Consider the following 14,975-nt stretch of genomic DNA (forward strand, 5'->3'; position numbering starts at 1 on the left):
ACGGCCCGGGGCGCGGGGAAAAACCCCCCCGGGGCGCGGGGGGGGGGGGGGGGGGGGGGGGGGGGGGGGGGGGGGGGGCGGGGGGGGGGGGGGGGGGGGGGGGGGGGGGGGGGGGGGCCCGCGGGGGGGGGGGGGGGGGGGGGGGGGGGGGGGGGGGCCTCGCCGCCCCCCCACCGCACTTATACCTTCGAGGCGCGGTATCCCGCGGCGCGTGCCGCAGCCTCGGTGCGGAAGCACTCCTCCGGGTCCGTCTTCGCATAGTCGCGGCCCGTGGGCAGATGATAGATCCACTCGCCCTTGCTGTTCTGGTTGCCCTTGATCGGCGCCCATGCCGGGCAGGTGGAGAACGACGCCGGCGGCGTGCGGTCGGGGTAGGCGATCCGCGCGGTCGCGGACGAGACGCGGGCGACGGTCGTGTAGCCGGGCTGGGTGCCGGTCACGCGCACCGAGAGCGTCTTGTTCACATACGCGGTGGTGACCGAGAGCGTGGGACCGGTCGCTCCGCTGATCGCCGCGCCGTTCGCGAGCCACTGGTACGAGAGGGTCGTGCCGGGCGTCCACGACCCCGCGTTCGCGGTGAGGGAGTATCCGACTCGCGCTGTACCCGAGATACTCGGTGCCGCGGACGTGAGGCAGCCGGTGCCCGCGGCCGCTGTCGCGCTCACGGACGACGTGCCGCCGAGCACGACCCGCGTGGTCAGCCCCAGCGCCGCGGCGCCGCTGCGCACGGGCTCGGGCAGGCACGCGGGACTCGTCACGTACAGCGGCGCGCCCAGACGACCGGCGAGGGCCGCCCCCGAGAGCGCGTCGGGGAACGTCAGGCCCGTGGCGAAGAAACCGGTGGTCGTGCCTACCTCGAAGTAGGCGGCGTTGATCCCCGCGGCGACGGCGTAGCGGTCCGCACCGCCGTAGCGCTGCACGGTGTACCCCGCGGAGCGGAGCTGGCCTTCGATGCCGGACGAGACGGAGGCGGCGCCGCCCGCGATCGAGATGGTGGTCGCCTCGAGATCCTTCAGCAGGTCGAGGGTTGCCTGTGGGACGGTGCTGCGCGTGCCGTCGACGAGCACGACCGGGGCCTGAGCCTTTCCGGCTGCCCCGGACGCGGCGAGGGCGTCGGCGAACGTGCGACCCGTGGCGAGGAACACCTCGGTCGTGGCCCCCTCGGAACCGAGGAACGCGGTGCCGGTGATGTTGCGGCTGGCCTCGTACCGATCGACCCCGCCGATGCGCTGGGTGGGCGCGATGCGCTGGAGTTCCGTGAAAACGGACGCGGAGACCGACCCGGTGCCACCGACGACGACGATCCGCTCCGGCTGCAGGTCGCGCAGTGCGGCGGCGACGGACGGGTGCAGCTGGTTCGTCGGAGTGAGCAGGAGCGGACCGCCCTCGAGCGCCGCTGCCGCCGCGGCGGACAGCGCGTCGGGGAAGTCAGAGCCCTTTGCCACGTACGCGACGGGAACGCCCGGCGCGTACTTCCGAGCGATCTGCACGGAGACCGCGTACCGGTCGGCGCCGCTGAGTCGCGTCAGCCCCTCGGGGAACGGCTCGATGACGGGGCCGGCGGCAGCCGCCACCGATGAGACCGTCGCGGACGCCGACGCGCTCGCGGGTGAGGCGATCGCGGCGGGCGCGAGCGCGGTGGCACCCAGCACCAGGGCGGTGACGAGGGATGTGAGGGCAGATGTCATGACGCTCCAGTGCGTGATGAAGGGTTGGAGGACGCACGGAGTGCCGTGTCCGGCCGATGGAGGTCGGTTGCGGCCAGCATACGATGGAACGCGGTGCCATGGCGCACCGTCGGCAAGGGGAGGCAAGGATGACGCGACTGCTGCTGTTCACGAACGAGTATCCGTACCGTACGGGGGATGTCGTCTTCGTCGAGAAGGAGATCCGTGAGCTCGCGGACGCCTTCGACGACGTCGTGATCTTCTGCCACGCCCGCGACACGTCTGCCGGACTGGTCGAGATGCCCGACAACGTCACGATCGGTGCCAACCTCTTCCTCCCCGCCCCGGAAGACAGCCCGCGCGCCATCCTTCGTCCGCACGCGCTGCGGATGCTGGTCGCGGCCGGGTGGAAGGAGCTCACGGCCGGACGGCTGTTCCGCAACGCTCTCGCTTTCGTGCTCGGTGCGCGGATCGGATTGACGCAGGCCGACCGGATCGCCGTGCGCACCGCGATCGAGGGCGCTGATGACGTCGTGGCGTACGCGTTCTGGGGGATGGGCGGTGGACAGGCGCTGCCATGGCTGCGGGGGGTGCGTCGCCGGGTCGCTCGTGTGCACGGCTACGACCTGTACGAGGAGCGCGCGGCGTCGGGCTATCTGCCCGCGCGGCCGTACTACTACGCGAAGGCCGACCGCATCCTGACGATCTCGGAGCACGGACGGGAGTACCTCCGCGAGCGATTCCCCTCGCTCGTCCGCACCGACAAGGTCGTGGTCAGCCGACTCGGGGTCGACGGACCCGACGACCTGCAACGCGGCGAGCGGGAGGACGCCGTCGTGCTGGTGTCGTGCTCGACCCTGAGCGGACTCAAGCGAGTGCCGCTCATCGGGGATTCGGTCGCAGCATTCGCGCGTGCCGCAGGGCGCCCGGTCGAATGGATCCACTTCGGCGACGGCCCCGAGCGCGCGGCTCTAGAGGCCCGCGTCGCCGATGCCCCGGATAACCTCGCCGTCACGCTCGCGGGGCATACCGCCAACACGGACGTCCTGCGGTACTACGACACCCATCGCATCGACGCCTTCGTGAACCTGAGTACGACAGAGGGGGTGCCGGTGAGCATCATGGAGGCGATCGCCAGAGACATCCCGATCGTCGCGACGCGCGTCGGCGGGACTCCCGAGATCGTGGGCGAGGAGCACGGCACCGGTCGGCTCGTGGAGCTCGACGCCACCGCGGAGGACGTCGCCACCACGCTCGCCGCCGTGGTCGATGCGCCCGCCGGCACGTTCGCGCCGCGGGCACGTTGGGAGGCGGAGTTCGACGTCCGCTCCACCGGTGCCAGGGCGGCGCGGCTCGTCACAGGTGCGGATTCGTGACCGACCCGACGATCGGCGGGCCGTCCGCGCCCGTTCCCCAGCGTCGATGGGCACTGGACGTGCTCCGCATCGTCTCGGTGATCGGAGTCGTGGCCATCCACGTGTTCGGGAACATGGTCGGCAACGACGCCGTGCACGGCAGCATCCGTTGGTGGGGTGCCGTCATCGTCGATCTCGGCTTCGTGTGGGTGGTCCCCGTCTTCGTGATGATCAGTGGTGCGCTGATCCTGGAGCCGCGCCAATACGCGAAGGGGCCGGCGGACTTCTACCGCCGCCGCCTGCTGCGCCTCGGGCCGGCCTTCGTGTTCTGGCCGCTGTTCTACGTGTTCGTCGTCAGCAGCGTGATGGCGGGACGGCTCGCGGACTGGCGGGGCTTCCTGCTCGGCGTCGTCGACGGCCGCAGTTACACGCACCTGTACTTCCTCTGGTTGATCGTCGGGCTCTACGTCGTGGCACCGGTGCTCGCGGCGTTCCTCCGCGACGGTGGTCGGCGCCGCGCCGCCGTGTTCGCCGGGGTCGTGCTGGCGGTGACCGTCGCGACTTTGGTCTCCTCCAACGTCCTCACCGCCGCGGGCTACGATCGTTCGCTGTCGCAGACCGCGCTCACGCAATGGCTGCCGTACGTCGGGTTCTTCCTGGCGGGATGGGCGCTCCGGGAAACGGTCCTGCGGGGCTGGAAGCTCGTGGGGGTGGCCGCAATCGCGCTTGTCGGGACGGCTTCCGTGATCGTGCAGTATGGCCGGCAGGAGGACCTGCCGCTGCTCGGGGTGCTCTTCCCGATCAGCTACTACGGGCCGGTCGTCGCGATCGTGGCGCTCGCATGGTTCGTAGTGGCGATCAGCGTGCTGCACGATTGGCGGCCCGGTCGAGCAGCCGGCTTCGTGCGCGTGCTGTCCGACGCCTCGTTCGGCGTGTTCCTGGTTCACTTCGCGGTGATCCACCTGGTGAGGACCGTTCCGGCGCTCACGCCGACCGATGAGGTGCTGCCTGTCACCTTCCTGGTCTGGGTGCTGGTGTGCGTGATCTCGTTCGCGCTCGTCGCGGCGTTGCGGCGCATTCCCTGGGTCGATCGCCTCGTGTAGCGATCTCGCGCTGTGCGGCGCCCATAGACTAGAACCCATGCGCATTGCTGTCGTCGCCCTCGGAAAGATCGGGCTTCCCCTCGCCGTCCAGTTCGCCTCCTCCGGTCACGACGTCATCGGTGTCGACGTCAATCAGAAGGCCGTCGACACCATCAACGCGGCGCAGGAGCCGTTCCCCGGGGAGGCGCACCTGCAGGAGAAGCTCGCCGAGCTCGTCCCCTCGGGACGGCTGCGTGCGACGACCGACTACGCGGACGCCATTCCCGGTGCGGACGCGGTCGTGTTGGTCGCCCCCGTCTTCGTCGATGATGAGACGTGGGAACCCGACTTCAAGTACATGGACGCCGCGACCCGGTCGCTCGCCGAGCATCTCACGCCCGGCACGCTCGTCTCGTACGAGACGACCCTCCCCGTCGGCACCACGCGCGAGCGCTTCACCCCCATGCTCGAGGCCGGTTCCGGTCTCACCGAAGGCACCGACTTCCACGTCGCGTACTCACCCGAGCGGGTGCTCACCGGTCGCGTATTCGCGGACCTCCGCAAGTACCCGAAGCTCATCGGTGCGCTCTCCGACGAGGGCAACCGTCGCGCACGCGAGTTCTACGAAGCCGTCCTGCAGTTCGACGAGCGCCCGGACCTTCCGCACCCCAACGGCGTGTGGGACCTCGGGACCACCGAGGCCTCCGAGATGGCGAAGCTCGCGGAGACCACCTACCGTGACGTCAACATCGGCCTCGCGAACCAGTTCGGCCTGTTCGCCGCATCGCACGGCATCGACGTCTACAAGGTGATCGAGGCCTGCAACTCCCAGCCCTACAGTCACATCCACCGACCCGGGATCGCCGTCGGCGGGCACTGCATCCCCGTGTACCCGCGTCTGTACCTGTCGACCGATCCCGACGCCGACATCGTCCGCGTCGCGCGCCAGCTCAACGCCTCGATGCCGGAGCGTCTGGTCGCGCAGGCAGAGGGCATCCTCGGCGACCTGAGCGGTCTGCGCGCCGTCGTCCTCGGTGCGGCATACCGCGGTGGCGTGAAGGAGACAGCGTTCTCCGGCGTCTTCCCGACGGTCAAGGCACTCAAGGATCGCGGGGCGGAGGTCGTCGTGCACGACCCGCTGTACTCCGACGAGGAGCTGCGCGGTCTCGGGTTCGAGCCGTACGCCATCGGCGGCGAGGTCGACCTGGCGATCCTGCAGACGGACCACGCCGACTACAAGGAACTCTCGCCGGCGCAGTTGCCGGGCATCAAGCTCATCGTGGACGGTCGTGCGGCGACGGACCCCGCGCGCTGGGCCGGAACGCCGCGCATCGTCGTCGGCGCGGCGAACACCGGGGTCTGAGCTGACACAGCTGCGGTCCGCGCCGACGACGTCGCGGACCGGGTTCCGACCTGACATCCAGGCGTTGCGCGCGGTCGCGATCCTCGCCGTCGTTCTGAACCACCTGTGGCCGACCAGGCTGACGGGTGGCTATGTCGGAGTCGATGTCTTCTTCGTCATCTCCGGCTTCCTCATCACGAGCCATCTGGTCCGTGAGGCGACCGCGAGCGGACGCCTAGCACTGGCATCTTTCTACGCCCGGCGTGTGCGGAGACTGCTTCCCGCGGCGCTCCTGGTACTCACGGTCAGCGCCGTCGGAACCTTCGTCTTTCTTCCGTTCCCGCGCTGGACGCGGGCCGGGGCAGAGATCATGGCGAGTGCCGGCTACGTCGAGAACTGGTACCTCTCGGCCGCCTCGGTGAACTACTCGGCGATCAACGATCAGGCGACCGTCGCACAGCACTACTGGTCGTTGTCGGTCGAGGAGCAGTTCTACCTCGTCTGGCCGCTGCTCCTCCTGACCGCCTGGTGGTGGGCGGCGAGGAAGACCTGGCCGCCGCGCGTCGTCGCTGCGATCGCCCTCGGCGTCGTCGTCGTGACAGGAATCATCGTGAGCGTGCTCGCGACCGCCTGGATCCCGAGCCAGGCGTATTTCGTCACCTACACCCGGGCGTGGGAGTTCGGTGTCGGTGGCCTCCTCGCGTTGATTCCGCTCCGACGCTTGCCGAAGTTCGCGGCACAGTTGTTCGCGCTCGCCGGCTTTGCGGCGATCGCGATGTCGGCGTCTGTCTTCGACAGCACGACACCATTCCCCGGGGCCTGGGCGCTCCTCCCGGTGCTCGGCACGGCGGCAGTCATCGCCGCAGGGACCGTTTCGCAGCAACTCTGGCACTCTCGGCTGACGTCGCTGCGGCCCGTGCAATGGCTGGGAGACGTCTCCTACTCGCTCTACCTCTGGCACTGGCCTCTCATCGTCCTGGCGCCGTTCGCCTTCGCCACCTCACCGTCGACGGTGATGAAGATCAGCATCCTCTGTGTCGCACTGGTGCTCGCCTGGCTGACGTATCGGTTCGTCGAGCGACCGGGACAGCGGTGGCGTCTGATCGCGGCATCCAATCGTCGGACCTTCCTCGCCATGCTGGCCGGTATGGGCATCGTGCTGCTCGCCGGGGGAGCGCTGGTGCTCGGGGGTAACCTCCGCGCTGGTCCCGATGTGCCACCGGTGTCGGTGACCATTCAGGCGTGCGTGGGTCCGCAGGCGATGTCGCCGGCGGAGGCATGCGGGAACCGGTTCGGACCGGCGGCAGAGGTGGTGATGGGCCCACGGAACTCCTACTTCCATGTGCCTGCGGAGTGTCTCGCCCGCCCGGACATCCTGCCCTTCGGCGACCGGACCGCGACGGTGGAGTGCGATTTCAGCACAGGGAAGGAGCCACCCACCACCGTGTGGCTCGTCGGCGACTCGCACGCCGAGCAGTGGAAGGGCGCCGTACTCGACCTCGCACGGCAGAAGAACTGGTCCGTCGTGATGTCCTTCGGCGGTGGGTGTCCGGTCATCGACGCGCCGTTTATCGGCTTCCGGGAGCCGGCACCGGCAGCGGATCAGGAGCGATGCAGAGCCTGGTCGACGGCGGTCCGTGAAGCCGTCGTGCGGCGGAGCCCGGAGTACGTGCTCACCTCATCCGCAGGCCGGGTCCAGCTTGTCGATGACGGGACGGGGCGCACGCAGGAGGCGCAGTTCGTCGACGGCCTCGTGCGGACCTGGACGGAGTGGGCGGAGGCGGGCACCACAGTCGTGGCGCTGGGCGGGGTTCCCTTCAACGGTGAGGTGCGTTCGCCGGACTGCGTCCTCGTGCATGCCGCTGACCCACTCGCGTGCGCGGCGCCCCGTGGTGAGGCTCAGCCTCGCGATCCCTACCTCGTCGCGGCGGCGCAAGCGAACATCCCGGGAATCCGCGCGTTCGATGCCGATCCCTACTTCTGCGATGCCGACAGCTGTTACGCGGTCATCGGGGGCGTGGTCGTGTACTACGACGCCGATCACCTCAACCTCGACTACGTCCGACGGCTCGCGCCTCCGCTTGCGCAGGCCATGGGGATCCGTGCTGGCTGAAGCTCTCAGCCAGACGCCGATACGATGGAGCACATGGATCTTCTCGTCGTCGGGTCGGGTTTCTTCGGCCTCACCATCGCTGAGCGCGCCGCCGAAGCCGGCCGCAAGGTAACCGTCATCGACCGCCGCCCTCACATCGGCGGCAACGCCTACAGCGAGGCGGAGCCCGAGACCGGCATCGAGGTCCACCGTTACGGTGCGCACCTCTTCCACACCTCGAACGCGACGGTGTGGGAGTACGTCAACCGCTTCACCAGCTTCACGAACTACGTCCACCGCGTCTACACGACGCACAAGGGCACCGTCTTCCCGATGCCGGTGAACCTCGGCACGATCAACCAGTTCTTCCAGTCGGCCTACACGCCCGACCAGGCACGTGCACTGGTCAAGGAGCAGGCGGGCGAGTTCGATGCCAAGACGGCCGCGAACTTCGAGGAGAAGGGCATCGCCCTCGTCGGACGCCCCCTCTTCGAGGCCTTCTTCCGCGACTACACCGCGAAGCAGTGGCAGACAGACCCGCAGAAGCTCTCCGGCGACATCATCAGCCGCCTTCCCGTGCGCTACACGTACGACAACCGCTACTTCAACGACACCTGGGAGGGCCTTCCCACCGACGGCTACACCGCGTGGCTGGAGCGAATGGCGGACCACCCGAACATCGAGGTCAAGCTCGGCGTCGACTACTTCGACGACGCACAGCCGTTCAGCAAGAAGGCGACTGTCGGTCAGCTCCCGGTCGTGTACACCGGGCCGGTGGATCGCTACTTCGATTACACCGAGGGCGCCCTCAGCTGGCGCACCCTCGACTTCGAGCAGGAAGTGCTGAACGTGGGCGACTTCCAGGGTACGAGCGTCATGAACTACCCGGACATGGACGTGCCCTACACCCGCATCCACGAGTTCAAGCACTTCCACCCGGAGCGCAAGGACGTCTACGAGCAGGACAAGACGGTGATCATGCGCGAGTTCTCGCGTTTCGCCGAGCGCGAGGACGAGCCCTACTACCCGGTGAACACCCCGACCGACCGCGAGGGTCTGCTGACGTACCGCGAGCTCGCCAAGGGGGAGAAGGACGTCCACTTCGGCGGCCGGCTGGGTACGTACCAGTACCTCGACATGCACATGGCCATCGGCTCGGCGCTGTCGCTCTGGAACAACACTCTCTCCTAGACTCGACATCGTGAGTCACGCTGCTGTCGGGGCGCCCGGGACGCCCCGGCGCTATCTGCATTCCCTGTGGCTGCTGTCGGCCCGCGACCTGAAGGTCCGCTATTCGACGAGCTTCCTCGGCTACCTCTGGTCCGTACTCGATCCGCTGGTCATGAGCGCGATCTACTGGTTCGTGTTCACACAGATCTTCCAGCGCGACGTCGGCGAAGAGCCCTACATCATCTTCCTGATCAGTGCGCTGCTTCCGTGGGTGTGGTTCAACGCCTCCGTGTCAGACTTCACCCGCGCTTTCAAGAAGGATGCCCGACTCGTCAGGTCGACCTCGATCCCGCGTTCGATCTGGGTGAATCGGATCGTGCTCAGCAAGGGCATCGAGTATTTGTTCTCGTTGCCGGTTCTCGTGCTGTTCATCGTCGTGAACCTGGTCGTTGAGCTCGATCCGAATCAGACGGTGCACATCGGCTGGGGAATCCTCTGGTTGCCGGTGGCGGTGCTGCTGCAGACGATCCTGCTGATCGGCCTGGGGCTCCTGGTGGCGCCCCTCTGCGTGCTCTTCGTCGACCTCGAGCGCACGACCGCGCTGATCCTGCGTGCGATGTTCTACGCGACGCCGATCATTTACAACGTGACCGATCTTCCCGGCATCTTCCAGACTCTCGGCGCATTCAATCCGCTTGCGGGCATCTTCATGCTCTACCGGATGCCTTTCTTCCCCGACCAGTGGAACCTGTTCACGCTGACGATCAGCGTCCTGATGAGTCTCTTGATCCTCGCGCTCGGCATCTGGACCTTCCGCAGCCTGGAGCGACCCGTGCTGAAGGAGTTGTGATGTCCTCGGCGATCGAAGTACAGAATCTCGGCGTCCACTTCCGTCGGAACCGGCGCGGCAGCCGCAGCTTCAAGGATCTCTTCGCTGGAGCCTCGCGACGCTCTCGTCCCGGCGAGTTCTGGGCGCTGCGCAACGTGTCGTTCTCGGTGCAGCCGGGGGAGTCGATCGGGGTGGTCGGGCGCAACGGGCAGGGCAAATCCACGCTTCTCCGCCTGGTCGCCAAGGTCCTCCTCCCCGACGAGGGCACGGTCACGGTGAACGGGGGAGTCGCCCCCCTGATCGAGATCACCGGTGGCTTCGTGGGAGACCTCACGGTGCGGGAGAACGTGCGCTTGACCTCGGGCCTGCACGGGATGTCGCGCGAGGAGGTCTCGCGCCGTTACGACGGCATCATCGAGTTCGCCGAGCTCGCCGGGTTCGAGGACACGCCCTACAAGCACCTCTCGAACGGGATGAAGGTCCGGCTGGCATTCGCCGTCGTGTCGCAGCTCGACGAGCCGATCCTGCTGGTCGACGAGGTGCTCGCCGTCGGCGACAAGGCCTTCCGTGACAAGTGCTACAAGCGCATCGACGAACTGCTCGCCGAGGGACGAACGCTGTTCTTCGTCAGTCACAACGAGCGCGACCTCCGACGGTTCTGCACCCGCGGGCTCTACCTCGACAAGGGAGCGCTGGCGCTCGATGCGCCGATCGCCGAGGTGCTCGACCGCTACAACGCCGACTATGCGGTCTAGCGGCAGCTCGACGAGCTGACCGACTATCCGCTCAGACCCCGGCCAGGCTCCGTAGCGCGTTGACGGACGTCCGTGCCGCATCGACGGCCGCGGCAACCCCGGAATCGTTCGTGATCGCTGCCTGGAGCTGCGTGAGACGCTGAGCGTAGTCCGTCACTCCGTCGTACCACTTCGAGGCGATGGATGAGGGCGCCTGCGCATCCGACAGTCGCTGCGCATCCTGCTGCAGGGTGTCGACGACGGGGAGAGCGTCCTGCCCGCTGGCGCCCGCGATGATGTCGAGTCCGCGGGGAGCGGAGTTCAGCCACCCGCTCACCTGTCCGCGGAAAACCTCGATGGTGGGGTCGGTCGCGGGAGGAGGAGTGAGGGCCGGCGTCGGCTCCGGCTCGGGAGCGGTTGTGGCCGTCGGTGTTGGCGTCGGTGTGGGCGTCGACGTGGGGGTCACAGATGCCGTCGGCGTCGGCGATGCGGACTCAGACGGCGCGGGGGCGTCGCCCCGCGGCAGGAGGAAGAACAGCAGCAGGCCCACGATCGCGAGGGCGGCGACGGAAAGACCGACGATGAGCCATATCCGTCCGGTCCTCTTCGGCTGCGGCGGCAGAGGCGCCCAGCGCAGCTCCGGCTGCGGTTCGTCCATCGTCACCCCTCCAGCGGCGGCATCGGCTGCCAGCTGCGGTCCCGGCCGGCCTTGCCACCGTCACGGATGCCGCGGAAGAGGTTGCTCGTGCCGCGCACGGTCCTCTCGACGAACACGAGCCGGATGAGTTCCTTGAAGAACGTCGCCGCGGTACCGAGGCCGAAGAGCACCGGGTTGTAGACGCCGTGGACGCGGTAGTACTGCTTGATGAATCCGCGGTTGCGCATGATGTAGTAGCGGTACGCATTGCTGGACGCGTTCATATGGCGGATGCCCATGTCCCACTGCTTGATCTCACGAGTGCGGCGCAGCACGAACTCGTCGACGATCACCGCGGTCGTCAGCCGCGAGGCCAACCAGCCGTACATCTGGTCGTCCCAGTAGATGAAGAACCGCGGGTCGGGCAGGCCGATCTGCTGCACGATCGAGCGATGGATGAACATGCCCTCGAAGCATCCGCTGTTCATCTCCTTGTAGCCCGTCTCGTCGAAGCCGGACGGAGCGAACGGAATGGGGATGCCCATGCGCTCGGCGATGCGGTACTGCCAATAGAACTCGCTGCCGTCGTAGTCGAAGCGGCGTCCCTGGATGCTCTTGAATCTGCTGCTCCAGGCGCCCATCTTCGCGAGTCCCTCGGTGAGGACCTCGACATCGTCGTCCATCATCCAGATCCACTCGGAGCCGAGCTCGTACGCGGTGCGCATGCCTTCGCTGAAGCCGCCGGAGCCGCCGGTGTTCTTCTCGAGTCGCCGATACACGATCTCGGTGCCGATGTCCTCTCGGAACGACTCGACGACGTCGGTGGTGTCGTCTGCCGAGGCGTTGTCGATGATGACGACGTGGCCGGGCTTGGGGGCCATCGCGGTGATGCTCGTGAGCAGACCCGAGAGCAGGTGAGAGCGGTTGAAGGTGACGATGACGATCGTCGCGGCCGTGGGGTCGAATGCAGCGGGCGCCGCGGTCATGCCTTCTCCTCGAAGATCTGCTGCCAGGACTGGGGTGACACGAGATCGGGCAGCGCCTCGCGGTACTGCTTCTGCAGTTCCGGCCAGCGCCGGCGCAGTTCGGCATGCAGCCGCACAGTGTCCCGCAGCATCCGTCGGTACTTCCCGCGATCACGCGTGTAGATGTTCTTGCCGGAGCCGTCGGCGGCGCTCACCAGTGCGCTGTCGAACGCCGGGACGCGCCACCAGTGCGCATCCTCCTTGCCGAACTCCACCTCGGGCTGCGCGATGTTCGCCGGGTTCGGGCGGTGGAGGAAGTGCGATGTCAGCGTGGCGAGGGTGAACAACCGCAGGCGCATCCCCTTCGGGCTGTCCAGGTCGTTCTTCGGGAGCTGCTTGTACACCTGGCGCCCACGGCGTGCGTGCAGCACGGCGGACGGGTCGCGGTGAACGATCGTCTCCGGATAGTCGGCGGCGAGGGCACGTGCGGCGGGCATGGCCGTGGCCAGGTTGCGCCGCATGTGTTCGGGTCCGGAGAGGATGTCGCGCAACGCCTGCGCGCGCAGTGCCACGGGGTAGTACTGCATCATCATGAGGTGCTTCAGATCCACGCGCCGGCTGTGGACGAGCAGCCGGCCGCCCCTCGGCGCGTTGGAGTGCAGGAGACCTGCCACGATGCGATTGCGGGCATGGAAATATGCCTGCCAGTCGATCGAGTCGTCCTTGTTCACCCACGAGATGTGCCAGAGCGCCACTCCCGGCATCGACACGGTCGGGAAGCCCGCCTCGCCGGCACGGAGGCAGAACTCGGCATCGTCCCACTTGATGAACGCGGGGAGCGAGAGGCCGACCTTGCGGATCGCGTCGAGCGGGATGAGGCACATCCACCAGCCGTTGTAGTCGGCGTCCATGCGCATGTGCAGGAGCGTGGACTGCCGCAGGTTCGAGACGCCGAAGTCGTGCGGCATCTTCTCCTGGTACAGGTTGCGCCACATGAACGGATGCTCGTCGACGACCTCGGCCCAGCCGTGCAGCTTCGGGCGGTCGAGCAGGTCGAACATGTGACCGCCGACCAGGACCGGAGTCGTCGCGTACTGACCGAACACGATGGAGCGGCGCAGCGACTCCGGCTCGAGCCGCACATCGTCGTCGAGAAGCTGCACGAAGTCGCTCTCCGGACGCTGGAGCGTCTCGTGCATGGCCCGGGCGAATCCGCCGGAGCCGCCGAGGTTGTCCTGACGGATGACCTGGAGCGTCTCGCCGAGGCTCGCCGCGACGTCGTCGTAGCCCTCCTGGTCCGCGACGAGCTGGGTCCCCTGATCGATCAGGAAGATGCGATCCACGAACTCCAGAGCGTCCGGCGACGCGGCGAGTGCCCGCAGGGTCTCGACGCAGTAGTCGGGCTTGTTGTACGTCGTGATGCCGAGCGAGGCCTTGCCGGTGCGCTTCGGCTCCTGGTCGGTCGTCCACTCCGCGCCCTCGAGCACGGCGGGCTTCTCATCGGCCACGATGTCGAACCAGATCCAGCCGCCGTCGCTGTACTGCGTGAGCTCGAGGTCGAACGACGTCGATGACTCGCCCGTCACCTCGCGGGTGGCCACGCGCTGGCGGACTCCGGAACCGTTGGAGCGGTACACCAGGATCGTCGCCGGCCCGGTGGTGCGCACCGTCAGCTGTACCTGTCGGACGCTCGTCCAGTGCTGCCAGTAGGACGCGGGGAAGGCGTTGAAATACGTGCCCATCGACACGCGCCGCCCGGCCACGATACGGGCGCGATGCCGACCGAGGATGTTCCCGAGGTGAGCGCGGTTCGAGACGCGGACGGGTTCGTCCTCGATCACGGACCAGGTCTCCGGGTCGGCGTAGAGCGGAAGAAGGTCGGGGTCGCGATCAAGTGGGAAGACGACGTTCTGAAGGACGTGGGCCACTGGCAGGTTCTCCGATGTTGGTGCCGCAGGCCACTGTCAGAGGACAGTGCGGGACTCGACGAGCAGTGAGTAGCCTACCGTCGATGACCTTCGCATCTGCGGAGAGTCGCCCCGTGCCCCCTCGGATGCCCTGGGTAGACTGACCGCGATGAAGGTACTGATCACCGGCGGCGCCGGCTACATTGGCTCAACCGTTGCGACGGCGTGCATCGAGGCCGGAATCGACGTCGTCATCCTCGACGACCTCTCCACCGGGCTTCGATCCTTCGGCGAAGGCCGGAACCTCTACGTCGGTGACATCGCCGATGGCCCGGTGGTGGAGGCGCTGTTGGCGGATCATCCCGACATCGACGCCGTGATCCACTGCGCGGCCCGAATCGTGGTGCCGGAGTCGGTCGCCGACCCGCTCGGGTACTACGACGCCAACGTGGGCAAGACGATCGTGCTGCTGCGGCGTCTGCGCGACGCGGGTATCCCGCGCATCGTGTTCAGCTCCTCGGCATCCGTCTACGCCGGTGAGACGGGCGACGGCGTGGACGAGGGCGGCGCGCTCGCGCCGTCGAGCCCGTACGCCAAGACCAAGGCGATGGTCGAGCAGATCCTCGATGACGCCGCGACGGCGGGGGACTTCCGCGCGATCGCGCTGCGCTACTTCAACCCGATCGGTGCCGACCCCCGGCTGCGGACGGGTTTGCAGAACCCGACGCCGTCGCACGCGCTGGGAAAGATCATGCAGGCGCGCGTGGCGGGGGAGGCCTTCACCATCACGGGCACGGATTGGCCGACCCGCGACGGCTCCGGTCTTCGCGACTACATCCACGTCTGGGACCTCGCTCTCGCGCATGTCGCGGCCGTGCAGAAGTTCGATGAGGTCGCCACGCCGGACGACCCCTACCAGGTGATCAACCTCGGCACGGGAGACGGCGTGACGGTGCGCGAACTCGTCGCGGCGTTCGAGCGGGTGACGGGCGAGCCGCTTCCGGTGACGGAGACCGACCGCCGCCCCGGCGATCAGGCCGGTGCATTCGCGATCGTGGACCGCGCTGCGGCGGTGCTCCAGTGGCACGCCGAACGGTCGGTCGACGACGGGGTCCGCGACGCGATCGCCTGGGCGGAGAAACTGCGCGCCACGCTCTGAGGTGCAAGAGGTGATTCGTCCCGTGAGAGGATTCGT

12 protein-coding genes are annotated in these 14,975 nt (G+C 67.9%); 8 read left to right on the forward strand and 4 right to left on the reverse strand.

The genetic code is table 11. From position 1 onward, the window contains the following. Positions 1–179 precede the first annotated feature (179 nt). A complete protein-coding gene (locus ACIOTO_RS16360) occupies positions 180–1,688 on the reverse strand; it encodes a cell wall-binding repeat-containing protein (protein ID WP_400858605.1) in 1,509 nt (502 codons plus the stop codon). A gap of 128 nt (positions 1,689–1,816) precedes the next feature. Here ACIOTO_RS16360 and ACIOTO_RS16365 point away from each other — a divergent pair, with 128 nt between their 5' ends. The 7 genes from ACIOTO_RS16365 (at position 1,817) to ACIOTO_RS16395 (ending at position 10,292) form a co-directional block, all read left to right on the forward strand. Further along, positions 1,817–3,043 (forward strand): glycosyltransferase, encoded by a 1,227-nt coding sequence (locus tag ACIOTO_RS16365; RefSeq protein ID WP_400858606.1) that lies wholly within the window; start codon positions 1,817–1,819, stop codon positions 3,041–3,043. Further along, positions 3,040–4,125 carry an acyltransferase gene (locus ACIOTO_RS16370; protein ID WP_400858607.1) on the forward strand — a complete coding sequence of 362 codons (1,086 nt, stop codon included), beginning with the start codon at positions 3,040–3,042 and terminating at the stop codon, positions 4,123–4,125. The genes ACIOTO_RS16365 and ACIOTO_RS16370 overlap by 4 nt, the downstream gene beginning before the upstream one ends. A gap of 37 nt (positions 4,126–4,162) precedes the next feature. Beyond that, positions 4,163–5,467 (forward strand): nucleotide sugar dehydrogenase, encoded by a 1,305-nt coding sequence (locus tag ACIOTO_RS16375; protein ID WP_400858608.1) that lies wholly within the window; start codon positions 4,163–4,165, stop codon positions 5,465–5,467. A gap of 64 nt (positions 5,468–5,531) precedes the next feature. Beyond that, on the forward strand, positions 5,532–7,559 hold the full coding sequence (locus ACIOTO_RS16380; protein ID WP_400858609.1) for an acyltransferase family protein: 2,028 nt from the start codon (positions 5,532–5,534) through the stop codon (positions 7,557–7,559). Positions 7,560–7,592: 33 nt separating this feature from the next. Continuing rightward, a complete protein-coding gene (gene glf, locus ACIOTO_RS16385) occupies positions 7,593–8,729 on the forward strand; it encodes a UDP-galactopyranose mutase (protein WP_400858610.1) in 1,137 nt (378 codons plus the stop codon). Positions 8,730–8,739: 10 nt separating this feature from the next. Beyond that, on the forward strand, positions 8,740–9,558 hold the full coding sequence (locus ACIOTO_RS16390; protein ID WP_400858611.1) for an ABC transporter permease: 819 nt from the start codon (positions 8,740–8,742) through the stop codon (positions 9,556–9,558). Next, the gene (locus ACIOTO_RS16395) at positions 9,558–10,292 is read left to right on the forward strand and encodes an ABC transporter ATP-binding protein (RefSeq protein ID WP_376104702.1); all 735 of its coding nucleotides are present in this window, start codon (positions 9,558–9,560) and stop codon (positions 10,290–10,292) included. The genes ACIOTO_RS16390 and ACIOTO_RS16395 overlap by 1 nt, the downstream gene beginning before the upstream one ends. 31 nt (positions 10,293–10,323) lie before the next feature. Here ACIOTO_RS16395 and ACIOTO_RS16400 read toward each other — a convergent pair whose 3' ends face one another. From ACIOTO_RS16400 to ACIOTO_RS16410, 3 genes are read right to left on the reverse strand one after another with little or no spacing between them, the layout of a single operon-like run. After that, positions 10,324–10,929 carry a hypothetical protein gene (locus ACIOTO_RS16400; RefSeq protein WP_400858612.1) on the reverse strand — a complete coding sequence of 202 codons (606 nt, stop codon included), beginning with the start codon at positions 10,927–10,929 and terminating at the stop codon, positions 10,324–10,326. 2 nt (positions 10,930–10,931) lie between these two features. Beyond that, the gene (locus ACIOTO_RS16405) at positions 10,932–11,894 is read right to left on the reverse strand and encodes a glycosyltransferase (protein WP_400858613.1); all 963 of its coding nucleotides are present in this window, start codon (positions 11,892–11,894) and stop codon (positions 10,932–10,934) included. Beyond that, positions 11,891–13,801 (reverse strand): glycosyltransferase, encoded by a 1,911-nt coding sequence (locus ACIOTO_RS16410; RefSeq protein ID WP_400858614.1) that lies wholly within the window; start codon positions 13,799–13,801, stop codon positions 11,891–11,893. Before ACIOTO_RS16410 ends, ACIOTO_RS16405 begins: the two co-directional genes overlap by 4 nt. 148 nt (positions 13,802–13,949) lie before the next feature. On the opposite strand from ACIOTO_RS16410, the gene galE reads away from it, so the two are divergent. After that, positions 13,950–14,939, forward strand: a complete 990-nt coding sequence (galE, locus tag ACIOTO_RS16415; RefSeq protein WP_400858615.1) for a UDP-glucose 4-epimerase GalE — start codon at positions 13,950–13,952, stop codon at positions 14,937–14,939. Positions 14,940–14,975 lie beyond the last annotated feature (36 nt).

Source organism: Microbacterium sp. NPDC087592 (assembly GCF_044743585.1).
Taxonomy (GTDB): Bacteria; Actinomycetota; Actinomycetes; order Actinomycetales; family Microbacteriaceae; genus Microbacterium.